Genomic DNA, 23,206 nt, shown 5'->3' with positions numbered 1-23,206 from the left:
CGTTCTTTGCCAGATCGATACCAACGGTCGTAACCTTCATGATGGGCGTTCCCTCTGGTTAAGTGGTGGCTGACACTTCCACTTTGGCACATCGATGCCGTGCCGGGCGGGGGCGTCCATTCCATTATACATGGTGATTCCATGTCGCGTGCACATGTCAAAATTTTCAACGGTGTGCACAAGAAGGAAGCGACTTCTCTCGCTCAACGGTCCCGAGCCTACCAACTTCTTTCCAAGCTTACTTATGAGACGTTTGCGGACCTGCTCAGTATCTATCAATTCGCGGAGACGGCTGAGTTGTCCGATACCATGATTGAAGGGTTTGCTTCGGTTGAACTCGTCGAGTTCATCGCGCAAATACGGTTGAAGCACCTGGGCTCGGTGTTTGACTTGGCAGAAGTAAAAAAAGCGCGTCGCTTTGTCGTAAATGATGATGTCTGCGTCGTACTTGGCGTCTTCGTCCTTGAATTCGGGCCAAGCGATAAAGCGCGCGCTGTCGAGCCGGTCCTGGATATATTGGAGAATGTAGTCACGTTCAAACCAGTGCCCGATGGGCGAGCCGATTTCGCTGAATTGTGACTGTCCGTAGCGTTGCACCGTAAATTTTAAGTTTAAGTTGTGAATGTGCAGGTGCCGAGGGTCGTCCGATTGAGTAATAAACTGGTCGCCGGCAGGTTGCGCGGCAGATTCAGCCAATAGCGCATCTACTTCGACACTGCCGAATCCTGCTTGCCGTAAGTGCTCTCGCGAAATTGAAGCCAGTGGACGGTCTTCCAAGACAACGTGCGAGAAGTCACCAACGTCCCATCGACCCGCAAGGGGATGCAACCAGACAAAGCACAGTAGCTCAGCGCGCGCCCGCAGTTTCGGTACAGCAGTGCCGTTTTTTGTCCGCAGGAGTTTGGGGACGTAGCGCCGGTGCAAGCATAGGAATTTATCAAGGATGGAATCGACCCAAGCCTGAAAGAGCTCAGCCTCTCTTGCTGGTCTGTCGGATTGGTGAAGGCTGCGCGACACAATCAGGGCATTATGAGCGTCCGCCATGTTGCTCTGCTGCGCCCAGTACAGCGAGAACCAACGCATCTTGCGCGCGGCATGCAACCGAGCAGGAATGACGTAATGCATGGCGCGACCAGCATTACTGGCCCCTTCGAACATACCGGCCATCAAGTGCACAGCAACCTCACATTTGGCGTAGAGCGCCAGGAGCGAGGCTTGAGCCGGCCCGGATAATTCACTCCATCGAATGTTCGCTTTAGCCAGGTCTTCCTTGGCTAGCCCGAGGTATGCATCAACCGCGATGACTGTATTGGGTCCCATTGGCTCACGAGAGCCATTCGGTCCACGTGTAAAGGCGCCAATCCCTACATCAAGAACGGCGATGCCTAGACTTGGACGGGACCGCCCGCGAAAGACATGCCGCAAGACGCTCTCTTGCAAGAAAACGATTGAATCACCCAACGGTGACGGCACGTGTTTGAGCACATCATCACGTGAACATTTCCACGGTGAATATAAGAGCGAATACGCGGTGCGTCGCGCATCGGCGGCTAAACCTTCCAAACCTTCGGACAGGTGTTCAAGCCAGTGAGCCGACGCGGTGCCATCGGTGCCGAGGCCATGGTTCATGTTTTGTCGTTGTCTGCGTAAGTCGATTGCGCGTGGGCCCGGCATGCGGGTGCTGTTTGATGCCCGAGCTCGCTGCCGTTTGTCGGCTGTCGAGCGAACATGTGGGCCGCCGCTCTGTCTTATAGAGACTCGCAACCAGCAGTCGTTATGAACGAACCGCATCGACTGCTGCACTGGAGGTAGCTGCGAACAGATTCCGCTTGGACTAGGTGTTCATCAATGCGCTGGATTCGTGACGAACCGACGTCGTAACGAAATCACTGGTTACCTGGTTCTGTTTCGCCCGGCGGCTGGTTGGCCGGCAGATTGTCTTGCCAGGCGGCATAGGTAATCGTCGTTCCTCGGAGTCTCCATGAATTGCGCCCATTGTCCGTTCTGCCCAGGACCGTGGCGGACGCTGCGCTGGGGCTGACGAAGTTCACATCCTGCGTGAAGACCAGATGGGAGCCATCCGACGACAGTTGTAGGGAACCAAAATTTTGCAGACTTTCTCGCAACTGTTGATATGAATGTGGCTGCCCCGACCACTCCAACCGCGCATGCGACTGCGCGAGAACGGTAAATGAGCTGGGACTTTTCCGCGCCACTGCAGTGAGGCCGTGCTTGGCACTTTCGAGCTCGAAGTAGATGCCGTCGCTACCCGATGAGAGCTCGGCTAGCAACTCCTTGGCAACTTCTGACTTGCTCTTGCGGTCTTCCAGGCGCCAGTGTGTCTCGAACACTTTCATAACCGAATTCTGCTGCGTTTGCATGACGTCAACAGTCCACTCCGGATGTTGCAGCACCTGCGTTGTCAGGGCGAAGCCGGAAACGCCGCCTTTGGTGAAATACGAATTTTTCTTCCAGGAGAACTCGCGGTTGCTCGCGGAGCTATTTTTCTTACGGCTCAGCAACACGAGGTTACCAAGTCGATGGACCCAGCTTTGATAGATTTTCGTGTCGGGAACCCACGTTGCCCATTGGCTGTTCGGAGCGGGCTGTTGCGGCATCACATGCTCAACCGAGACAACGTCATGCTCGTACACAGCGGAGCCATCGGACAAAAGACGGTCCAGGCGCAAAAGCAGTAGCGCCACTGCACGCGCGGAGTGCGTGTCGTACAGCGGGCCATTCAACACCGAATAGGTGTCGTATTGTTCGTTCGGAGAGAGCTGCAACGGTGACGCCTCGGCGAACAGATGCTGGTCGTTTTCGATGGCGCCCGTTAGTGCAGAGAAGCGTTCAATGCGGCCATTGACCCCAACTTTTCGTGCGAGCATCGAATACGCAAGGCGTTCGAGGTCGCGAAAGAATGCCAGTATCAGCGTCGGCTGCTCTGAATGCCGTACGTAAAATGCCAGAGCAGGCGGCAACCAGTCCTTGAATTCCAGTTTGTTAAGCCAACGCAGGTGTTCGTTCACGAGTTCTGCGTGCATCGTACTGGCATAGTCGGCGTCGCTGAGTGCGGCAAGCGCTCGTGCCATCGGCAGTAGTACGGTGTCGACAAACGTCTGCGGCTTGGTTGCCTGTGTAACGTGTTCCTTGAACTCCTTCAGCAAGGTCCCTTGCGGTTTGGCTTTGCGATACACCATGCGGATATGACTGAATAGGTCGCCGAACTCGTCACGTCCCAGGTCCTCCTCGGCGTCTTCCCATTTTTCCGTGTACGCCTCACGCAGGCCTGATTCGACTCCCCCAATGATTTCCGCCTTCAAAATGTCCGTAGCGCTCAAATCGAGGCCGCGGCTGTTGAGAACACCAAAAATGCGATACGCGGAATCGAGGTCGGGAGTCGCTACGGTGACGAGATAGCAACGGGTGATGACGAACTGGACGAGCCTTATCAGCTCAGACTCTTTCAGTTCCGCCAGTCCGTGCATAAAAACCTGAGCGTTTGCTCGCAAGCGTTCCTGCGCGCTGGGCAGTGTTGAATTGAGTTCAATGAGTTTGGCAAGGCCATCCTCGTGTTGGACGTATTGACGGAAAAAGTCTCTGTCTCGCTCGCGCAACGACAGACGGTAGCTGGCTTCAGTGGCCGAGACAACGTCGCCGTGCTCGTAAATACGTTTCGTGATACCCGCCTGCACCGCACGGTCGCTAATCGTGGCCCTGATGGCTGAAAGAAGGAGCGTCAGTGTCGTCAAGCGCTGCTGGCCATCGACTACTGTGGCGTCAGGCGACGTTTCGCTCTTTATGAGTACGATGCTGCCAAGAAAATACGGCACACCATCTCCGAGTTGCTCCGGGGACGCTTCGAGCGCACTCAGCAAATCGTCCAAGAGCTCCTGCGCCTGGTCATTCCCCCAGGAATAGGGGCGTTGATAACCTGGAATGGTGAAGACGTACTCATCGCTGAAAATCTTCTGCAGCGTTTGTTCTTTTGCTGTGAGCGTGTGTGGCACGTGAAATCCCCGGCAGATAATTTGAAGTGTCTTGAGATTGACAATATACCGACTTTCTCATAATCGTAGCTGGCATTGCACTCCGATGACGATGCATCGAGCGTGCGCTGATATGCAGCGTTACAAGACCGCTCCGTGTGGACGTCGGACCGAGCCTGATGTCGAAGCAGGGTTTGACTCGAAGTGTGGTCAGAATCCACAACATCCTCATTCAATCTGTATCTGCTCACTATTGCAGATACTCGTCTCTATGAGGTCGCCCGGCCTGAGGGCACTCAGGCCGGCTTCTTGCGTCCTGGCTTGCTAGCCCGCTGCCGGGGGGACGCGGTTCGAGTCAACATGAGTGGATTGATGGTGGGGATGGGAGCAATCGTCTCCAGCCACGTTTCGCGCCCGAGGGCTCGAACGACCAGGATAAGTGTACGCAGCGACGAGCCGCTTCCACTCTCGAGATTCCGCAGAGTGCGAACGCTGATACCCGCCCTCTTGGCAAGCGTGGCTTGGTCCAGATTCCGGTGTACCCGGAGCGTCTTCAATCGCTCCCCTAGCTCCACTTCAATCTCGGCCGAAGTTAGATGCCGTTGGGTATTGTTCGTCGTATTCACACCTTGCCCTTACCGTTGTAAGGCCCCCAAACAACCGGCAATATTCTTCCTCTTAACACCAAAAATCGTCGCTAAGAGGCAGGTTGTTGCCGGTTGTAGCGAAGCGCTGGGTCAATGCTGAGCCAGAGAGACAATCTCTCATATGATTCGGATTACAAAGCGATTGGGAAATGGCCTCTCTGAAAGCTAGCGTCCGTCTGCACTGTGCACTTCGGCAAGCCATTCTTCAATACGCCGTTGGGACTCAGGCGAACCAATTCCTTGCCGACGGTCAAGCAAGACAAGGTGCGGCTCCAGCCTGAGCACATCGGTGTTCAGGTGATATGCCCCGTATACAGAGTCGTCAATCGCCAGCCAGTTCTTCAAGCGATGCGCGAACACGTATGAGCGAATGATGTAGGTCCGCGCCGAGCCATCCTGCAAATATCCGAAGCGGGGCTTTATATCCAGGGTTGTACCTACCACCCGATTCGCGAGCTGCGGCGGTAGGTACGAAACAACTTTGTCGAAAGGCAGAGTGTCGAGCCAAGACGTTGTCAGGACAATTTCGACACTAGGGTATGGATTGAGCAGGCGCTCCAACTGCGGGACAAATTCAAACAGCGGATTCCCTGTATCGAGAGAGACCTGGCCGCTTGCATCGAGCAATGCATGACCACGGTGCAGTGTTCCGTCGAAGTCGACAAACAGGGTTGGCGTCGGGTTGTCGAGAACCAGTGCAGGCACTTTGGACTCGTTGCTCATGGCATCGCTCTCCTATAAGCACTGCCCCTTTCGGAGCAGACTTCTTCGATTTGCATTTCATGCCCACCGGCGATGCATATACTCTGATGCAAGGACGTACATGCCATCCGCCGCGCGCTATGCCGCCGGGTGGTGAGGGCCGCCCCGTCACGGATGACGGGCTTCGGTGATGTCGTAGTTGCCGCTCGCGCTGACGGGGTACCAACCGCCAGGGCGCGAGGGAAATCGAGCACTGGGGGGGTGCCTTGAGAAGCTCGACGCGCTGGCGAAGATAGAGGCGCGAGGCAAATGTCTGTCGGGCGACGCCGGCTCCATACCGTAGCAGTGTGGGTGGCGGCTGAGTGAAGGCGCATCCCGGACAACCATGTCTGGGAGGGCTGGGCTCAGCCTCACCACCCGTAGCTAGGCTGTGACGGTGTTCACCTGCTTTTCTGGCTGAACCCTGTAGGTAGGCAAGAGGACATTGAAACCTTTGTCGGTTCAGCCAGGCATCGTAGATGCGCCGATGAAAACGCCCTATCGCTGAATTTGAGTATTCCAATGTATCCCGAGCCAAGGTCGTGCACGCCATGTTCACCTCTCGCAAGCAGTGCGGTTTCATCGAAAGTGAGAAGTTTCAAAAACGATGAAACCGCGTGATACCGGAAAGTTGCGGTCAAGTTTGCGATGCTGCAGGCACAAACAGGTCGTGCCCGGCCCTCGCACCGATAACTGCCAGCCGGCCGATGTCGGCGATACGAATCAGTGCGCCCCGCATGGCGCCGTCGGGAAGCTGTTTCGCACCGACCAGTTCGATGCCTGGCAGCAAGCGTGATAGCGCCGACGACCTCGTGTCCATGGCACGTGCGAGGTCAGCCAGCGGAACATAGGCTTGCCGGAACTCCAGCAACTGCTGCGGTAGCACGACGCGACAAGGCTGGCCACGTCGTTGAATCAGTTCAGATGCCAGCAGCCCTTCGTCTACCCAGTTCTGGATAGACTCCCATTTCCATCCTGTCGCTTTGGCGAGCTGCTGAATCGACATGCCCGCTTCGAGCAACGGTGTGCCGAAGTACTGCGATACATCCGCCCTCAGGAAGGACGTTTCGCCCAGCGTCCGGCCACGCGCGACGGCTCTCACCTTGCCCTCTGCGATGGCCTGCATCAGCGATTCGATAGCCCTTTGGTCACCCATGCGCCGGCTGGTCAGCTGCGCCCATGTGAGCGTCGAATCATCAGCCACCGCAGCGGGTTTGGCCCACTGTTCAACACGCTCATACAAATCGAGGATGGACTGGCGCTCGACCGGACCGCCCTTCATCAGGTCTTCGCGCCAGCGGACGTCTGACCGGATTGCGCCAGCAGTTTTCATGCGTTCGAGCACGCTGGGTGTCACGCCCGCCAGTTCGCAGGCAACGACGTCGGAAACCCACCCGGCGCGCTGTTGCTGGATGCGCCCGACCTCAGTGCACGGAACTTCGAACAGCTGGCCACGCGTTCCAGTGCGTCGGGCACGGTGCTCGCACTCACCTGCGAGAATAGAGTCATGCAGACGTGAGACGCTGACACCGATAGCCTTTGCAACGTCCGGCGCGCGCATGTACCCGGTTGCATCCTCGGCCATTTCTTTGGCCGAATCCAGGCCCAGCACACAATCGGATTTCCGGGCTGCGACGTCGATGATGATTTGAAGCATAGGGTCGAGCGTCGTGCCCTGGCAGAGCTTGCGCAGGCTGATGTACCAGTCGCCGAGCAACGTGTTCAGCGTGCGGGCATTTTTGCGACCGGCGGTAATGCGCTGCTCGACGTGATTGCGGAAACCCGTTGGCCAGTCGGCCTGCAAGGCTTCGAGCGGCGAGAGAAATTCGACCGCTTCAATGACGCGGTTCGGCAATGCCGCGCCACGCGGCAACCCCGGGCGCGTCGGGTCCGCATACTGGCAGAGCGTGCGGATGACCTTCGCCAGCATATTGATTTCCACGCCGTGCAGAGCCGGCTTCATGCTGCCAGACTGCTGCCCGTTGCTCGCAATCAGCGTCGAAAGCCACTGCTGCGCCCGGGTCGCCGGCACACGTGGCAGGCTACTCAGGTCATGACCGCACGAGCACAATCCAATGTAGAGGCGCTCCGGCGACAGGTGCTTCCCGCAGGCGCTGCACTGGTCGACCAGCAGGATTCGATGTTGCGGACATGCCGTGACGTAGGCGTGTTCCCAATGGTGTCGCAGGTAGGGTGATTCAGCCAGACACGCAGGACACACGGCGTCAGATTGCGCACGGTGCAGGCGCCCCCAGCCCCTACAGAGCTCCTCCTGCTGAGAGGTATGCTCGGCCCATGCTGGTTCCAGGCCGAGGTTACGGGACACGTCGTCCGTGCGAGTCAGCAACGCACGGCGGTTGCGCTCGACACCCGCCGAACTCGCGAGGTCACGCCAGCTGAAAAGTGCATTGTCTGCGGCAAGGCGTCGGTAGTAGCCCATCCCGGACTCGTCGTCCTTGGGCGCGTAGGTAAGAACGAGGCTCATTGTTTATCTCCTGATTTTTTCCGAACTGGTACGGATGCCGAATTACTGGTCAGGACATGAACGTATGCCTGTTTCAGCGCAGCAGGCTCCACGCCCGCGCCGTCGATGCCAGAATCCTGGAAAGCCAGTCGGTGCGGTGACCCCGCGTGGCTGACGTATTCATTCGCCCGCTGGCAGTCAGCGTATGTAATGGCGCGTGGTGCTTCGTTCGCCATCGAACTCGCCAGCTCGCGCATGAAGTCAGCGAGCACCCCTATCAGCCCGCCGGTGAGCAGATAGCTTTGCTGTGTGAGCACTTGGGCGGACACGTCGATGGGATAGCCCGCTGCGGAGAACAGGCGAGCGTAACCGGCGACGCACGAGACATAGGCAGTCATCTGGCCAGTGTCGGTTGCGTCATACGGCAGAAAGTTGCGCGCAGGACAAGCGCGGCTACGCAGCTGTTCGTTTGCCGAAAAAAGCCGCTCGAGTCGCGGAATACCGAAGAGAATCAGCGTCATGCCGAGCGTGTCTGAAAGAGTCTTGAGCCAGTCGCTCGCTGCGCGCGGAGGCACCCGTGACCCTTCATCAACAAGGTGAGAAATCTCGTCGAAAATCACGACGCGTGTTCCGGCCAGGCGCAGTTGCACCACCATCAGGTCGAACATCGCGCCAGCCGTCATGCTGCGTGGAACTTGGATGCCTAACGCACCCAGTACACTTTTGGGAAGCAGTTTGGTCGTGGCGGATGGGGGCACGTTAACAACCAATACGGGCACAAGGCGCCGTCCGTCGATACGGTCGGCGGGGTAGTCACGGGACAGGCTGGTGATGAGCGAGGACTTACCAGCACGGCTCGGACCAGGAACGCGAACGATTTTGGGCGCAAAGCCGGCGAGGGCATCATCAATGCGCCGTTTGAGGGCAGTGAGGTGTTCCACGAACATTGGATGCGGAACCTCACAGGTCTCAATGTCTTTGCGCAGTTGTTGGGCTGGCGTCACAGTAGCTTCACTCCGGTGTTTCTATTCACGATGTTCATTAAAGGCGCGTCGTCGTACGAAATGGCGTCGGGCCGAGGGGCTTCCGCCGGCAGCGACGGATTGGTCGAAGATGCAGGTCCAAACGGCGCTGCCGCAGAAAGCGGTCGGTCGATAGCCCGCTGGACGGCTGAGTTGTCTTTGGCGCGGCGAACGGTTTCCTTGTTTTCCTCGCGCTTGCCGCGGGTTTTGCGCTTGCCGGCTGTCCCGTTTCGGGTGACTGCCTCGTCCATGTCGCGCTGGAATTGCATCTTTTCATCGGGAACTGTCCAGTCATCCAAGCCCGCATCGAATCGGGCTTTGGCCTCTGTAAAAGTCCATGCCGGCGTGTCCGGGCGGACGTGTTCGTGCGTCAGAGTGACGAGCGGAAGGTCATCTCCCTCGTACACGTATGCTTGGCGGAAATCGTCGGGGTTGTAGACTACGTGTAGCTGCGCGTGGTCGCCGTACCTGGCTAGCAAATAGGACATGGCCTCGCCGCGGTACCTGAATCCATGCTCAAGCGTGATGCCAGTTTTGGCGCTCAACACGCAAGGTTTGTGTTCGAAGAGTGCTGCCATCCATTCACGACGCGGCGGCGGCATGGTGATGGGATGCTCCATTTCTTCGGTCTGGTAAGTCAGACGCTCATGCGGCGTCTTTCCCTTGACCGAATCAACCAGCAATTCGTCCCAACGCAGCCGGTCGAGCGGGCTGTTGACCCAATCCTCATAGAGCCACCTGACAATCCATTTCTCTAACGCGTCGACGGTCATCAACTCGTCGCCCCGTGCCTCGGGGTCGCGCATGCCATCCTTTCCTTCGAAGCGCGTGCAGCCTGGGAGAAGCTGCAGTGCCTCCTTGAGTGCCCTGTTCAGGCGCTCGATGAATGGCTTGCCTTGAGCTTCCTTTGCTTTGCAATGCTTGACGTCCATAGCGAGCCGCTCAAGGCGGACGATTCGTCCGCCTTTGGTCTCTGGGCCATTATCAAAAATGACCTGTGCGGGCGTGCCATAAATGTTCAGCGCATGAGCAATGCCAAGCTCCTTGAAGCGGGCTGCCTTGGCCGGTGTCAGATACATTTCCAGGCACAACAGCGAATCCATCTCGCGCGGTGAGCCGATGACGAGATGCCATCCGACCGGATACCCAGTGCAAGCATCAATTGCGAGCACCAGATAGATGGTCCGGGCGATTCCGTGGGGCGTGCGTACAACGAATGGCAGGTGAAGAGCATCCTGCTCAATTCTGGCGAACGGGAACGCTGCACGTATACGTTTCTTCGCGAACGACTTGCCAGCGACCCGATTGAGCGGGTCCATCCGGTCGTATTCGGCATCGACGGTCAGGTCATGAATCCTGGCGCACACAAACTTGCGGCTGATGGCGTGCTTGGCACAATGCAGGCCAAGACGACGAGCCTCGCGGTTGATGTATCTCGTTAGGTCGAGGACCGTCCACTTCGATTCCGTAACCAAGAAATGGTCCTGGATGACCTCTTTGACGAATTCGACAAGGTCCTTTGAATACCTTGGCGTTGAATTGCCTTTATTTTTGTCACCCTTGAGAACCGGTAGACCGAGAAGTTGATTCTCGTGAGCCCGGTACAGGGTTGCGCGCGACGGAAACGGACAGACAAGTGGATTGTCTCCGTTTTCCATCTGATAGATTTCACAGGCCAGAGGTATCGCTGCGTTAAACGACAAACCTCGTTGCTTCCGGATGGCATCAATACGCCGCAGAGTGTCGTTCAGCAGGCGGACCTTACTGTGCAATTCCGGATTGTCGTACTGGGCGGCAATGCTGACGCGCGGCATCCCCTTTCGATGCAGGACCAGACTGCCTTCCGAAATCCGGGCGCGGATGTCGTCGTAGTCGACATAGTGGGCCTGTCGTTTCTCGGCATCGAATAGCTGGATGGAGCCAGCATGCAGACGACTATCCAGCACCTCGAAGTAGCTGTCTGGTTTGCCGGGCACTACCACTTTGTCTCCAGCACGCAGGTCGGACATCATGGCCGCAGCTCCTCAATCAGACAGAGGTGGCCCAGGTCGCCATACGCGGCCGACAGTTTGAGCGTGGCGCAAATATGGTGATGCGCGAGGTCGGCCTTCAGCACGCCCGTGGCGAGCAGCGGAGGAATCAGGCCCGTCGGAATTTGGAGGTCGGCGCACAGCGCGCGCTGCAGCACCGGGCCCGATTCGCAATAGCTTTCGACCAGGTCGATGATGTCTGGCGTCAGGTATTCGCGGGCGCGCGCTATCGCAGGTTTCAACAGTTGCGCGTTGACGATGACCGGGTGCCGCTCATCTGCGGGCACGACTACCGTGGATAGCGGATAACAGTACGCCGCCATGATTTCCCCGGCCCGCTCGACCTTGGCCCAGTACCGGTCATCACCCTCGAAGCCCTGGACTTTGACCTCGTACGCGCGCTGCAGGCCATCGACCTGAACGGTCGCGAAGTCTGGCGTGTACTCCACATCCCCGGCGCGACTACCACGCATCTTGCGTGCTTTGGATACGTCCTCACGCGTGAACAGCAGCCGCTCTCCGACCAGGTCGACGGTAAACGGTTGCTGCTTGAACGAACGTACGCGTGGGTCGACGCTCAGCACGTGCGCGACAAGGCGTTCCGCGTCGGATTCGACGGTGATGTGGCCGTCGGCCTTTTCGGCGTAGGTGCCGATGCGGGCTTTGCCATACGTCCGGGCTGTAAGTCGGACGCCGGCGTTTGCTGTACTCCGGCGGCTACGGACGCCATAGGACGGTGCGCTTCTCACTTCGCACCTCCGTCCGGAGTCTGTAGGCGGCCGCACGTCTGGCTGGCCGCCCCGAGTGCAGTTGCGGCCCGACGGGCCGGCAAACTGGCTTGTAAAGTTATTGTCAACATTCTGTCCTCGCAAAAAATGGCTTGTTGAGGACGTGTAGTGCTGCTGTTTTTGAGTCGGTCGTATACGACCGAAAATACACGTGAGAGAATCCCGGCACGAGAAAAGCAGAGGCTCGAACAAGGCCGAGGGGGGAACGATGGAAGGACTGCCGCACAAGCGTGGTCGGCTGCCGGCTGAGCCGTACGGTCAGTGGGAAGAAGAAGCGAAGGGGCTGATTGAGGAAGAGATGATGCGGCGCGGCATCCGGTACAAACAGCTTTCGCGGATGCTCGAGGAGATGGGAATCGACGAGTCGCCTGACCAGATAAACCGCAAGGTGAATCGCAAACGGTTCTCGGCGGCCTTCCTGGTAGCCTGTTTGAGTGCCATGGGCGTGGAGACCATTGCACTTCGCCAATTCAAACGGGGCCAGAATGACGGCGCGTAGGTGACGGGCTTTCCTCGTCGCAGAATTCGCTCGTAGCCTGACCAGTTTCATCGCCTGCTCCCACCCTACCCTCTCATAAAAAGGGGGCCTGACCTGGCGGGCGGTCAACACTACGAATATAGGCGCATTCCTGGTACTGCGTGCCGGCATTGCGCTGGCGTGGGTTTACCACGGTAGGCAATCGTCAGGAGCTTTTCAAGCTGGTGGGACTCTCGAGCCAGCGGTCATATCAATAGTTCCCTGGCGGGTGCGCTCGTCAGATTTCATAGGGTAGCGATTGGGCGGAGCTGTCCCTTTCGCCTACGCCAGGCTGCAAGCAAGAAGCGCCTCCCTGACGACCTGCACATGCGTAAAATGGCGGGCTGGCGAAAAAGAATGGTGTTTTTACGTGAACTACGACGACTTGACGCGGGAAGAGTTGATTGCGGTGCTACAGAGGCGCGACGCCCTGGCGCGCTATGGTCTGCGCTGGGAGCGCGACAGTATCCCGCAAGATAAGTCGCTCAATCGCGATTTTGTCGGCTTCGAGCTTAACGAAGAGCTGTCTGTAGGCAACGGGCCCTGGACCAATCTTGTGGTGGAGGGGGATAACTTTGACGCGCTGCGCCACCTAGTCACAACTCACGCCGGCCAGGTCAAACTTATCTACATTGACCCTCCGTACAATACGGGCCGAAAGGATTTTGTCTACAACGACAGCTATTTTGACGCCTCCAATAGATACAGGCATTCCACTTGGCTGGAGTTTATGTATCAACGGCTGACGTTGGCCAAAAATCTATTGGCAGAGGACGGTGTTATATTCGTTTCAATTGACGACAATGAATTGTTCAACTTGGGACTGTTAATGAGCCAAGTGTTTGGGGAACAAAATTTTGTCGCTAACGTCATCTGGCAGAAGGTTTATTCGCCCAAGAACACAGCCATCCATTTCTCTGATGACCACGAGTATGTGCTTGTCTACGCGGCTAACCGTGACCGCTGGCGGCCTAATTCTCTGCCGCGTTCGGCAGCTCAGGATAAAGCCTATAAGAACCCAGATAACGACCCGCGCGGTCCGTGGAAGCCCGGTGACCTAACCGCTCGTAACTACTACGGTGAAGGCCGTTATCCAATCACCTGCCCATCCGGACGGGTCATTGATGGACCGCCGGCGGGGCGGTATTGGGTTGTGTCACAGACTCGGTTCAACGAGCTGAACGCTGACAGTCGAATTTGGTGGGGCAAGGATGGAAACAATATCCCGGCGCTGAAACGGTTCCTCTCTGAAGTCAAACAGGGTGTGGTGCCCCAAACGCTCTGGACTTACGACGAAGTGGGGCACACGCAAGATGCCAAAAAGCAGCTCAACGAGATACTGCCAAAGGGGCGGAACGAAGATGTATTTTCGACTCCCAAACCGCTGCAGTTGATGGACCGCATCTTGCGGCTGGCAACCAAGCCAGGCGACCTGGTTGTCGATTTCTTCGCCGGGTCCGGAACTTTGGCTCAAGCCCTGTTGGCGCTGAACAAGGAAGATGGCGGGCAACGCAGGTTTGTGCTGGTCTCGAGCACGGAAGCCACTGTCGATGAACCAGAGCGCAATCTTTGCCGGGATGTCTGTGCTGCCCGAGTGCAAAAAGCAATTGAAGGCTACGAAAACAGCAACGGTGAAAAAGTCGAAGGCCTTGGCGGGAATTTCGCCTATGTGAAGGCGACTCGGGTGCCGATGCATCGCCTGGAAGAGGGCATCACCGACAACATGGTGTGGACGTTTGCCCTGGAGGCTTGCCGCCATCCTTTGACTTCAGTCACACCAGGTTTTTCGGCATCTGTGCATGGCGAACACATGGTGGCCTACTGTGCCAACGTCAAATCTCCCACGCTTGACAAGCTAGAGGCAGCTATCACTCAGCATAGCGGTGTCGCTGTAGTCATGACCTGGGCGCCAGCCGTAGTCGCTGAGCGCCTTGCGCAGCATATGCATCGCATACGCCTAGTATCGGTGCCACACGACCTGCGCCGCGCATTCAAGCAAGGCAGCGTCCGCGATGCTCAAGAAGAACAATCCGATAGCCAATACCAAGGGGAGCCGGCATGAGCCGCATAACGCCGCTGGAGTTTCAGTCAAGACACATTGGCGCCCTAGTTGCCCGATTTGAAGACCTGAAGGCGACCTATGATGCCTTGGGTCCCAAGCCCGACCCCAAGCAGTTGACCGCAGCCCGGCAAAACGGGGCGTGCGTCATGCTTCAGGCTCCGACCGGCATTGGCAAGACGCTGATGGCCTGCGAACTGCTGGCGGAGTTCTCCACCAAAGACCGGATTATTTGGTTCTGGTTTTCACCGTTCACGGGCGTGTTGGCTCAGGCTAGGGCCGCGCTTAATCGCCAGGCACCGACGCTCAACCTGCTGAATATTGACTTTGACCGGAGTCCGGACAAGCTGGCCGACGGCAGCATTTTTGTGATGTCCTGGCAGACTGTCGCTGCAAGAAGCAAGGAGAGTCGCCTGGCTCGACAGGATAGCGATGCAGGCTGGTCCATTGATGAATTGATAGACGCAGCTCGGGCTCAGGGCTACCGCATCGGTGTTGTCGTTGATGAAGCGCACCACGGGTTTGTGCGCGCCACGGAGGCCGGGCGCTTCTTCTCCCAGGTGCTCGCGCCGGACTACGTTCTGTTGATGACCGCGACGCCCCGCGACGCTGATGCAGGCAAGTTCGCGGCGCAGACGGGGTACCGCATTGGGTCGCCGAGTGAATGGGCGTCCGTATCACGTGCGGAAGGTGTTGATGCGCAACTCCTCAAGCGCTCCGTCAAAGCGGCTCGCTTCATCAGCCAGAACGCCGACGATGCCCAGTTGGTGGCTTACGAGGAAGTTGCGCTGTCCGAGTGTGCAGCCATGCATCGGCTCATCAAGAAGACGCTCGCTGAAGAGGGTGTTGGCCTCACACCTCTGATGCTCGTGCAAGTGCCGAATGGTGGCCAAGCTATCAAGGACGCGAAAGCCTACCTGATTGATGTTCTGAAGTTCCCCGAGTCGGCTGTCCGTGAACACACTGCGGACGAACCGGACCCCAACCTCGATGCCTTGGCGAATGACCCCAGCGTAGAGGTGATTTTGTTCAAGATGGCGATTGCCACGGGCTTTGATGCTCCCCGGGCATTCACCCTGGCCGCCCTCCGCGGTACGCGCGATGTCGATTTTGGCGTGCAGGTTGTTGGCCGCATCATGCGGGTGCATCGCAGCCTGCAGGGGCGCCTGGATACGTTGCCAAAGCTGCTGAGCTACGGTTACGTCTTCTTGGCGAACAGCGCCGCGCAGGAGGGACTGGTAAATGCCGCGGCGCAAATCAACCAGATGCCCGAGCAGATGGCACAGGCAGTGGCATCTACGGTCGTCACAGTGATTGCCGGCGAGCCGGTTGTGCAAGTGGTCAAGCCCGGCCAGTCGCTAACCCTGCTGCCCCAGGAAGAATATCGACCGGCGACCGTGGCGACTGTTGACAAGCAAGGCGCCGTACCAGGGTATGTGCCTACGCCGCTTTTGACCGAGCAGTCGTCGCTTTTCCAAGTGCTGACCACCCCACCTTCCGGATTTTCGTCCGGGTACGCGGAGGGGCACACACTGCTAACCAAGGCATTTGAGCTGGACGCGCAAAACGACCAGCAGTTTGTCTATAAACGCCGTGAAGGCACACCAGGCTCGCTGGTAACTGAAACGCTTCCTGCAGTACCGGATGACTTTGAAGAGCGCCTGGTGAGCTGCATCGACTTTACCAAGGTGCTGGGTGACCGCCTGAAGGTACGCTCGAAGATGACCGAGCGCACTACCGATGTCTTCGACTCCGCCAGCGCCGTTGAGGACCGAGACATCTGGGCGCAAGTGTCCGTTCCGATGATTGCTGAGAAGGCCCGTCAGCTGGCGTTCGAGTTTGATGACGTGGACCGTCGAGAGATGCTCCAAGCGCTAAAAAAGCGATTCAAGGATACGCTTGTGGCAGAAGGTCATGTGCCGCCGGAATTCGACGAAGAGCTGACCCACCAACTGGAGTTGGTCCTTGTCCGTAACCCCAACCTGGTCAAGGAGGCGCACAAGCGCATGCGGGCTGAGCAGGTGCAGGCCGCGATGGTTCACCTTCCCGACGCTTTGGTGAGTGAGGCTCCATTGGCGCCGGCCGCGCGAAATGTCTATGGCGTGTTCCCGGTCGATATGAGCCCGCAAGAGCGTGAATTTGCCGAGCAACTGGACACATCCCCGGATGTGATTTGGTGGCACCGCAATCCAGTGCGTAAACCATCAAGCGTGGCACTCTATAAGTGGGCCGATGGCATCGGTTTCTTTCCCGACTTTGTGCTGCAGGTCAAGGAACGCACCGAAGGCGATGGGGTGGCACTGTCCGAAGTGAAGGGCCCCCATCTGCAATACTTCGACCGTGCCAAGGCCGCAGCCGTGCACATCAAGTACGGTCGCGTGTTCATGGTTGGCAAGGAGCTGGGCAGCGATGGCAGTTTTCGTTTCTGGCGGAAAGTCAGCGACGGCAATCTCGTCGACGACGGGAAGTTCGAATTGCCTAGGATGCGCTACTCCTGATTGACGGGCTAAGGGCCGTTTGTACGCTCTCAACGACTTGCCGGCAACGAGCCACGACTAAATCATACTCGCCGCTAGTAAGATGACGGTTAGCTTTTACCGCGTCACGCTTTGTGGAGGAGTGCCCATGGGAGCGCCATCGTTCTGGAAACTGTGGCGCCGGCGTTGGAGAGCTTTTACCGCGCGCGCGGAAGAAAAGTGGCTGCCACGGGGCCGCCATTGGGAGCGTGAAACAGGTCTAAAAGCAGCAGGGGCCTGCATCCGACATTTCCAGATACGTCTCAACGAAGCTCCTGAAGCGCTCGGACCAGAGCAATCGCGGCAGCTTTGTGCCTAGCAGACCGGCCGAGCAACTCGGCGAATTGCTCGACGATGCCATCTGGCTCCCCGACTCCGTCGTCAACCTGAATTTGCAAAAAAGCGGCGACTTTTTGCAAATTCCGAGACACGATTTTGAACTCAGCCCTCTCAAAACGGGAAAGCTGGCCGACGTCCACGTTTAGCTTGAGCGCTAGCTGTTCCAGCGTGAAGCCGAGCTCCTTCCGTCGGTGACGAAGTGCGTCACCGAGTTGCTTTGCCGCTAGAACCGACTTGCGATTTGTTTGCATATTGCTTATTATTTTGCAAATATTTTTGCAAAATGGCAAGCATGGCAATCTACGTTGACGATGAGCGCATATCTTGGCGCGGGAAGCAGTGGTGTCACCTAGTTGCGGATTCATTGAACGAACTGCATGATTTCGCCCAGCAACTCGGTCTCCGCCGGTCTTGGTTCCAAGAGCGTTCTATCTATCCGCACTACGACGTTACCGTAAGTGTGAGAGAGAAAGCCTTGATGCTTGGTGCTTTGAAGGGTGACCGCGGGACCATCGTGACATGCGCGAAGCAACTGAAGACCGAGCTTCGCCATGGGAAAAATGCAGTGTCGCAGCCATAGATAAACCAGAACTAGGGGCCACCGTCGTGTTCAACCCGGACAATTCCGCAAGGAACTCAGCTTTGCCGCTTTCTGAGTATGAGGCACGAGCCTCGGCGTCGAACCAGTTCAAGGGGACCCCTGAAGCATTCAATCAACTCAGATATGGGCTTTTTGGTGAAGTCGGAGGAATTCTGGCTGCCATCAAGAAATCTAAGCGCGACCTCGGGCCGGCGGAGCAGGCGAACGTAACGGAAGAAATCGGCGACGCGCTCTGGTATCTAACAACCGTTGGCATTGAATGCCAACACAGCCTGAACGACATCGGGCTCACCGCCTTGGAAGAACTCCAGCGCCGCCTCGAAGTAAATCACAATAGGCCAGCGGGCGACGTAACGTTCGCTGAGTTCGATGGCTTGATAGCGTTTTGCCGGAATAAGGTTGCCTCAGACACCCGCACTGAAACGCTTTGCGGGCTCGGTGCACATTGCGGCCAACTGATGGCCATATCGGGTGTAGGCGACCTCGCAAGCCACTCAAGCCTCGAACTGCTCGGCTCGTTGCTGGCAGACATGGTACTTGTCTGCGCCCAATTTGGCCTCTCAGTCGCCCAAGTCGCCAAAGAAAATCTGGATAAGTTCGAATCAAGGTGGCCACGAGAGGGAACCGCCTATCATGCGCTGTTCGATGATTCGTTTTCGGAACTCGAACAACTGCCTCGGGAGCTCACGATGCGGTTCATCGAACTGCATGGAACCGATGGTGTCCCCTATGTCGTCCAGCAAATGAACCGTGTGAACATCGGTGACAGGCTGACCGACAACCGCACGGAACCGGACGGTTATCGGTTCCACGACGTATTCCACCTAGCCTACATCGCTCACTTAGGCTGGTCACCAGTCGTCCGCGGCCTGCTGAAGCTTAAGCGTAAGAGCAACGCGCAGGTCGACCGTGACGAAGATGGTGCTCGAGCGATGATTATCGAAGAAGGCATTGCTACCTGGATTTTCAATCACGCCTATCGCCATCGGTATTTTACGGATACAGCACCTGGTAAGCTGGACTATGGCGTGCTGAAGCAGGTCCGCGAGATGGTGAAGGGCTACGAGGTCTACGCGTGCCCGCTGTGGCAGTGGGAAAAGGCCATCCTTGAGGGGTTCAAGGTTTTCCGTGAGCTTTGCGAAGCAGGAGGTGGCGAAGTGACTGTGGATATGAAAGCACACACCATCGCCTTCTCTCCGATACGGGAAGAAGAGAAGCCAACCTTGGTGGTGGTGGTCCCGAAGAAGAAGATGGTGGTCGGCGCCGTACCTCCCGACTTTGAATAAAGAAGAAGTATGACTCCTCGTTCATTCGTTGCTGCGCTGTCCGAAATCGGAATGGATGGCGTATTCAATCCCTACAGAAATCGCTGCGAGATTCATGACCTGGCCGACGCACCGGCCGTCCGCCGAAGAAACCTTCGCAACTATCTGAGCGCCATCGAGCAGCTTGGCGTCGACACGATTTGGATGGGCCGCGACCTTGGTTATCGAGGCGGCCGACGCACTGGATTGGCGTTGACAGACGAGCGGCGGCTCGACGCCGTTGCGCTGTCGTATCCGGGCGCAGCTGCCAACAAAGCAACCAGAGGGCCCGTTGTCGCGGAGAGGACCGCTGCTGAGATTTGGGCAATCTTGGAGCGACTGGAGCGGCGTCCGCTTTTGTGGAACGTATTCCCCTTCCATCCGCATGAAGCCGACGACGCGCTGACGAACCGGAAATTCACCGCAAGAGAGTTAGCCGCTGTATCCGAACTGAATGCCGCGCTCTTCAATTGGCTAAAGATACGCAGAATCATCTGCATCGGTCAGGATGCTGCCACGTACGCCAAAGCATTCGGCGTAAGTGTCGAGTGTGTGCGTCATCCGAGTTACGGCGGCGTCTCGGACTTTCGTCGAGGCATGCAGGAAATATACGGAGACAGCTTGGCACCGCCAGCCTCCGCGACGCAATCGACTTTATTCTGACTCAGCAAGGCCCAATACTTCTTGGGCTCGCTGTACGCCGCCCCAAGTCTCGGCATCGAGCACGGCATGCGACGAGAGGCAAGTAAGTGTCCCGACTTTCAGTTCTGCCTCTTTCGCAACAAAGGAAAGAAGTTGAGCCAGGCCCAAAAGATTGCCGAGTGCTCGAGCGCAGTAATGATGTGACCGATACATCGCCGTGAGGTGCACAGCATAGCCGTCCGCCTCTCTGACACGCTTGAAACTGAGATGGGAGAGGCAGGGCATCCCCATCCATCGACGCCCGTCTATCGCAGCGTTGTATGTCGGCACATCGCCTTCCACGCCATCGTCAATGGCCAAGTCCGCTGCCGGGTCCGCGACGCCGAGTTCGTAGGCGGACGCAAATGAAGAGACCGACCCGTCCTTCTTCGTCGGTTGCCCGTCTTGGCGTAGTCGGTTAACGAGCATATCCAAAGGATTGATTGACTCTTTTCCCTTCACAGGAGGCCTGTCAATCATTCTCGAAGCGTAAGTGCCCCACGTGCCATGCTTCTTTCCGCGCTTAAGCATGGCCCTGTACTTGTCGTAAAAATCGGGACGGCCATGGCGCTCGTACAGGTCCAACGGAAAGATGGTGCCTGCAACCGTACGGAGGGTAAGGTCTTCGGCCTCCAGAGCGACGTCCACTCGCTGCATTATTGCCCGGTCCTCGGCAGTTACGGCGAGCGGTTCAGTGATTTCGAGCACGAGGTTCATCGCCGTACGATTTGGAGATGACTCAAGATGCTTGGCGGCAGCTAGCCACGTCGGCACTACCCGCAATTGCTTGTCAAAGAGAATGGCCATATCGTTGTTTTATACCGCAAATCCCTCTTGCATGTGCAGCCGAAGATGTCTTTCTGGCACCCAAGCATGCCCCTGATTACCCCATTCAGCTCCCCAAGAGTTTCGGAGATAAATATGCGTTTCGTTGGTCGTGCGATGCGTGCCGACTCCCACGGCGACCATCGCGTGAAACTGGTCCGGAATGACATATGGGTCGAACTCGACAATACCATCTCGCGGATAAAACAGCGACTTCGTGACCGCCATCACTACACCGACTGCCCGCCCCTGGCGGACCAAGGCGGTAACTTCAGAGAGTGCCAAGGCACGCTTGTTTAATGGGCTTCGATAGAGCGGCATCAACCCGATAGGCGGAGCTTGAAGCGGCGCGTCCTGCGAATCTGGGCGGTAAGGGTAGATGTGTTCTTCCGGTTGTCCCGGGCTCGCGACTGCCATGAAAACCTGGTCTACGGTAAAACCGTCGCCAGGCTCCCAGCTTTCCTCCGCCTTAGCGGCATGATGGCACAGGAACTCGACGCTTAGATGTGCAGTTGCGTTGGCGAAAGCATTCAAATCGGAAGTCGTGAACACCAAGCATGTCGGTCGCCGACCTTGATTGCGCGGTGGCCCGAGGCGCTCCGAGTGATTCACTTCAACCTCAATCATTCGATACCCCGAACGCTATTGAGCCTGCGTGCGCGCTCAGGTCTCGACAGCCCGCCATTCACGTCGTCGAATTCGGCACTGAAAGCAAGTGAATCTTGAATCTCGGACTCATGGGACCACGGCGCGGTTTCATGAACCGAGATTGTCGAGCGCCTCTTGTGGTCAATTGTGGAGTCGCTGCTGAAGTCGATTGTCGGCGTCAGTGCATATCTCATCGTGGTACCCGCGCCCAGACCACCCACTCGAATTGGCTTGTCTTCACGGTCGGACATAACGCGTGCATCTTGCACGAACGGTTCGAGCACAAATCCTTCACAACGCAAGTCATCGACGGTCCACAAATGACCCGCGGCGGCATGATTCGGCAAATCAACGACAAAACGGTCGGTCGACGCTGGTTCGATAATCCGGTCTTTGTCAGTCTTATCGAGAATCCAGACGTCGCCGGGCACCTTCGCTGACATGTCGTCGATGTTCAAAGCGGCAAGCTTGAGGGCCTTTGGTTTCTGCCCGAGTATGCGAGTTGTCGAGAGTGTCGACAGCAACCCAAGGCGCACGAGCGACCAGGCCATCGCTTCGAAGCTCGTGCCCAGCCGAAGAGAGAGCTGATAGACAATCGCTGGGTCGTTCAGGTGTTCCTTCGACCAACACTTCATTCTCATGACGGCAATGACAAGCCAGCGAGGCGCAAGCAGCGAATATGCAAACTGATTCGCCTGCTGTTCGACAAGGGCCGCGTTGGTCCCGATGTCTACGGTCTCGTCAGTGTTACTCTCATGTCCGAGAAAGTAGTGACCGAGCTCATGTGCGCATGTCATATGCACCAGTCCGCGGGGGCGCAATAGGTTGACCAAAATCCCCGCTTCACCATCCTCGCGAAGAAAACCACCGAGAAGCCTTTCCAACGGCCGGAACATCACTGTTACATCGGCCTCGCTGGCCAACTGGGCGGGGTCAACTCGCGTATAGCCGTCCCTAATGCGGTCCTTTGCTCGGAATTCATCCAAAACTTCAGCGGCCCGGCGTCCAGCTTGCAACAAGTCGTCACGCGCCATTACGAGTCTCGTCGTTTTGATTTTCCAGAGCTACGCAGGAATTCGGCGAACCGACCTAGCTCTTCGAAGTCCCGGTCGCTCAGTCCGTGAGTCGCCCGCGCGAGAAAGACAACACGAGTATCCTGAACGTGCGATTCGCCAGTGAGAAAGAACTGCACCGTTTTCCCATATAACTGGCTCAGCTTGTCCAATTCAACTGCCTCGACCTTGCGTGTGCCGGCTTCGATGTTCGTGACCGCAGGTCTGGAGATTCCCAGAGCGGTTGCTACATCCTCTTGCGACAGCCCGACGTACTCGCGGCCTTCGCGCAGGCGCTGGGCGAGGAGCAACCTTTGTTCATCAGTCGAGTCTGGGGTGCCCTGGCTCATTTTTTCTTGGCCTGGAGGTACGAAATGACTTTGGCGGACAGCCCGTCAACGAATTCCTCTCTTGTTTTGTAGCCGCCGGTTCGAATAACGCTGTTCGGGAGCTCAGTTCCAACAATCTTGTCGAGTATCGCCAACACCTCGACTGCGGTCATGGATTCAATCGGCTCGAGCAATTCATCTACTGTGCTCGGCCCGCCCGCTTCGGGTACCAGCGCATGCTCGTCCCAGAACTCTTCCAACGCCGCTTTAATCTGTTTCTCAAGGTCTGCCATTGCTTCCTCGCACGCAGCTGTTGATGTACGAAAATCGTACAATCAATGTTCGGTTTTGTCAAAAAGGCCGAACACGACGGCAATACTTGAGGGTGTTGGGGTGAGGAACGACTGCGGAAGTCGTCAACGTTGTCTAGGCGTACGTCAAAATTTCGTGGCGCAATCGTCAGCGAGTGCCCGTGTGTGTCGACGAATCTTGATACATTCACGCTATTGAGAAAACGGCCCCATAAGTGAACTGACCCCACGAAGTTGGACGGTTAAAATCTAAGCGGCCAAGGGCTGAGTCCTGTATTGCACGGGACTCAGCCCATTTAATTTCAGCTTGATGCGTTCGTGGTTGTAGTAGTGAATGTAGCGG

21 protein-coding genes are annotated in these 23,206 nt (G+C 57.2%); 6 read left to right on the top strand and 15 right to left on the bottom strand.

What is annotated here, in order from left to right; all coding sequences use genetic code 11:
• Positions 1-36: 36 nt before the first annotated feature.
• From H0X95_RS34280 to H0X95_RS34245, 8 genes are all read right to left on the bottom strand, one after another.
• Complete coding sequence (locus H0X95_RS34280; RefSeq protein WP_196446404.1) at positions 37-1,629, bottom strand: hypothetical protein; 1,593 nt, start codon at positions 1,627-1,629, stop codon at positions 37-39.
• Positions 1,630-1,886: 257 nt separating this feature from the next.
• The gene (locus H0X95_RS34275; RefSeq protein WP_196446403.1) at positions 1,887-4,010 is read right to left on the bottom strand and encodes a DUF4357 domain-containing protein; all 2,124 of its coding nucleotides are present in this window, start codon (positions 4,008-4,010) and stop codon (positions 1,887-1,889) included.
• A gap of 275 nt (positions 4,011-4,285) precedes the next feature.
• Positions 4,286-4,564 carry a helix-turn-helix transcriptional regulator gene (locus H0X95_RS34270; protein ID WP_226383505.1) on the bottom strand — a complete coding sequence of 93 codons (279 nt, stop codon included), beginning with the start codon at positions 4,562-4,564 and terminating at the stop codon, positions 4,286-4,288.
• Between the two features lie 237 nt (positions 4,565-4,801).
• Positions 4,802-5,359: an HAD domain-containing protein gene (locus H0X95_RS34265; protein ID WP_196446401.1), complete on the bottom strand. Its 558-nt coding sequence runs from the start codon at positions 5,357-5,359 to the stop codon at positions 4,802-4,804.
• A gap of 655 nt (positions 5,360-6,014) precedes the next feature.
• Positions 6,015-7,862 (bottom strand): TniQ family protein, encoded by a 1,848-nt coding sequence (locus H0X95_RS34260; protein ID WP_196446400.1) that lies wholly within the window; start codon positions 7,860-7,862, stop codon positions 6,015-6,017.
• Positions 7,859-8,845: a TniB family NTP-binding protein gene (locus H0X95_RS34255; protein ID WP_330165506.1), complete on the bottom strand. Its 987-nt coding sequence runs from the start codon at positions 8,843-8,845 to the stop codon at positions 7,859-7,861. Before H0X95_RS34255 ends, H0X95_RS34260 begins: the two co-directional genes overlap by 4 nt.
• Positions 8,842-10,875 (bottom strand): transposase family protein, encoded by a 2,034-nt coding sequence (locus tag H0X95_RS34250; RefSeq protein WP_196446399.1) that lies wholly within the window; start codon positions 10,873-10,875, stop codon positions 8,842-8,844. Before H0X95_RS34250 ends, H0X95_RS34255 begins: the two co-directional genes overlap by 4 nt.
• Positions 10,872-11,642 carry a hypothetical protein gene (locus tag H0X95_RS34245; protein WP_196446398.1) on the bottom strand — a complete coding sequence of 257 codons (771 nt, stop codon included), beginning with the start codon at positions 11,640-11,642 and terminating at the stop codon, positions 10,872-10,874. Before H0X95_RS34245 ends, H0X95_RS34250 begins: the two co-directional genes overlap by 4 nt.
• A gap of 247 nt (positions 11,643-11,889) precedes the next feature.
• Between H0X95_RS34245 and H0X95_RS34240 the strand changes: the two genes are divergently transcribed.
• The 3 genes from H0X95_RS34240 to H0X95_RS34230 all read left to right on the top strand — a co-directional run bounded on the left by H0X95_RS34240 (position 11,890) and on the right by H0X95_RS34230 (position 16,755).
• Positions 11,890-12,180, top strand: coding sequence for a DUF6471 domain-containing protein (locus H0X95_RS34240; RefSeq protein WP_196446397.1), 291 nt, complete (start codon positions 11,890-11,892; stop codon positions 12,178-12,180).
• A 388-nt stretch (positions 12,181-12,568) separates the two neighbouring features.
• On the top strand, positions 12,569-14,260 hold the full coding sequence (locus H0X95_RS34235) for a site-specific DNA-methyltransferase (RefSeq protein WP_330165505.1): 1,692 nt from the start codon (positions 12,569-12,571) through the stop codon (positions 14,258-14,260).
• On the top strand, positions 14,257-16,755 hold the full coding sequence (locus H0X95_RS34230; protein WP_196446395.1) for a DEAD/DEAH box helicase: 2,499 nt from the start codon (positions 14,257-14,259) through the stop codon (positions 16,753-16,755). Before H0X95_RS34235 ends, H0X95_RS34230 begins: the two co-directional genes overlap by 4 nt.
• A gap of 281 nt (positions 16,756-17,036) precedes the next feature.
• Here H0X95_RS34230 and H0X95_RS34225 read toward each other — a convergent pair whose 3' ends face one another.
• Positions 17,037-17,477: a helix-turn-helix domain-containing protein gene (locus tag H0X95_RS34225; protein WP_230878336.1), complete on the bottom strand. Its 441-nt coding sequence runs from the start codon at positions 17,475-17,477 to the stop codon at positions 17,037-17,039.
• Between H0X95_RS34225 and H0X95_RS34220 the strand changes: the two genes are divergently transcribed.
• The 3 genes from H0X95_RS34220 to H0X95_RS34210 are packed head-to-tail and all read left to right on the top strand — an operon-like array spanning position 17,396 to position 19,680.
• The gene (locus tag H0X95_RS34220; RefSeq protein ID WP_324657489.1) at positions 17,396-17,692 is read left to right on the top strand and encodes a DUF4031 domain-containing protein; all 297 of its coding nucleotides are present in this window, start codon (positions 17,396-17,398) and stop codon (positions 17,690-17,692) included. The two genes, H0X95_RS34225 and H0X95_RS34220, sit on opposite strands and share 82 nt — an antisense overlap.
• Positions 17,632-18,999: a nucleoside triphosphate pyrophosphohydrolase family protein gene (locus H0X95_RS34215; RefSeq protein ID WP_196446392.1), complete on the top strand. Its 1,368-nt coding sequence runs from the start codon at positions 17,632-17,634 to the stop codon at positions 18,997-18,999. Before H0X95_RS34220 ends, H0X95_RS34215 begins: the two co-directional genes overlap by 61 nt.
• A 51-nt stretch (positions 19,000-19,050) precedes the next feature.
• Entirely contained in the window at positions 19,051-19,680 is a 630-nt protein-coding gene (locus tag H0X95_RS34210) for a uracil-DNA glycosylase (RefSeq protein ID WP_230878335.1), read from the top strand.
• On the opposite strand, the gene H0X95_RS34205 is transcribed toward H0X95_RS34210, so the two are convergent.
• The 6 genes from H0X95_RS34205 to H0X95_RS34180 all read right to left on the bottom strand — a co-directional run.
• Positions 19,672-20,505 (bottom strand): hypothetical protein, encoded by an 834-nt coding sequence (locus H0X95_RS34205; RefSeq protein ID WP_133059252.1) that lies wholly within the window; start codon positions 20,503-20,505, stop codon positions 19,672-19,674. The genes H0X95_RS34210 and H0X95_RS34205 overlap by 9 nt on opposite strands.
• A gap of 9 nt (positions 20,506-20,514) precedes the next feature.
• Positions 20,515-21,075, bottom strand: a complete 561-nt coding sequence (locus H0X95_RS34200; protein ID WP_196446390.1) for a C1 family peptidase — start codon at positions 21,073-21,075, stop codon at positions 20,515-20,517.
• Positions 21,076-21,146: 71 nt separating this feature from the next.
• Entirely contained in the window at positions 21,147-22,205 is a 1,059-nt protein-coding gene (locus tag H0X95_RS34195) for an ImmA/IrrE family metallo-endopeptidase (protein ID WP_196446389.1), read from the bottom strand.
• Positions 22,205-22,573: a helix-turn-helix domain-containing protein gene (locus tag H0X95_RS34190; RefSeq protein WP_196446388.1), complete on the bottom strand. Its 369-nt coding sequence runs from the start codon at positions 22,571-22,573 to the stop codon at positions 22,205-22,207. Before H0X95_RS34190 ends, H0X95_RS34195 begins: the two co-directional genes overlap by 1 nt.
• Positions 22,570-22,845, bottom strand: coding sequence for a hypothetical protein (locus H0X95_RS34185; protein WP_196446387.1), 276 nt, complete (start codon positions 22,843-22,845; stop codon positions 22,570-22,572). Before H0X95_RS34185 ends, H0X95_RS34190 begins: the two co-directional genes overlap by 4 nt.
• Positions 22,846-23,112: 267 nt before the next feature.
• On the bottom strand, positions 23,113-23,206 hold a 94-nt coding region (locus tag H0X95_RS34180; protein ID WP_146211670.1), incomplete at its 5' end, for an IS3 family transposase.

The sequence above is a fragment of the Burkholderia sp. 9779_493 genome, assembly GCF_015712215.1.
Classification (GTDB): Bacteria; Pseudomonadota; Gammaproteobacteria; order Burkholderiales; family Burkholderiaceae; genus Burkholderia; species Burkholderia cenocepacia.
Note: the sequence above shows the minus strand (reverse complement) of the source record. Positions and strands in the feature narration are given on the sequence as shown.

Coding starts and splice junctions, on each gene's coding strand:
- H0X95_RS34280 (WP_196446404.1), bottom strand. CDS start 1,629: ATGAACCATGGCCTCGGCACCGATGGCACCGCGTCGGCTCACTGGCTT.
- H0X95_RS34265 (WP_196446401.1), bottom strand. CDS start 5,359: ATGAGCAACGAGTCCAAAGTGCCTGCACTGGTTCTCGACAACCCGACG.
- H0X95_RS34260 (WP_196446400.1), bottom strand. CDS start 7,862: ATGAGCCTCGTTCTTACCTACGCGCCCAAGGACGACGAGTCCGGGATG.
- H0X95_RS34250 (WP_196446399.1), bottom strand. CDS start 10,875: ATGATGTCCGACCTGCGTGCTGGAGACAAAGTGGTAGTGCCCGGCAAA.
- H0X95_RS34240 (WP_196446397.1), top strand. CDS start 11,890: ATGGAAGGACTGCCGCACAAGCGTGGTCGGCTGCCGGCTGAGCCGTAC.
- H0X95_RS34230 (WP_196446395.1), top strand. CDS start 14,257: ATGAGCCGCATAACGCCGCTGGAGTTTCAGTCAAGACACATTGGCGCC.
- H0X95_RS34220 (WP_324657489.1), top strand. CDS start 17,396: ATGGCAAGCATGGCAATCTACGTTGACGATGAGCGCATATCTTGGCGC.
- H0X95_RS34225 (WP_230878336.1), bottom strand. CDS start 17,477: ATGAATCCGCAACTAGGTGACACCACTGCTTCCCGCGCCAAGATATGC.
- H0X95_RS34215 (WP_196446392.1), top strand. CDS start 17,632: ATGCGCGAAGCAACTGAAGACCGAGCTTCGCCATGGGAAAAATGCAGT.
- H0X95_RS34210 (WP_230878335.1), top strand. CDS start 19,051: ATGGATGGCGTATTCAATCCCTACAGAAATCGCTGCGAGATTCATGAC.
- H0X95_RS34205 (WP_133059252.1), bottom strand. CDS start 20,505: ATGGCCATTCTCTTTGACAAGCAATTGCGGGTAGTGCCGACGTGGCTA.
- H0X95_RS34195 (WP_196446389.1), bottom strand. CDS start 22,205: ATGGCGCGTGACGACTTGTTGCAAGCTGGACGCCGGGCCGCTGAAGTT.
- H0X95_RS34190 (WP_196446388.1), bottom strand. CDS start 22,573: ATGAGCCAGGGCACCCCAGACTCGACTGATGAACAAAGGTTGCTCCTC.
- H0X95_RS34185 (WP_196446387.1), bottom strand. CDS start 22,845: ATGGCAGACCTTGAGAAACAGATTAAAGCGGCGTTGGAAGAGTTCTGG.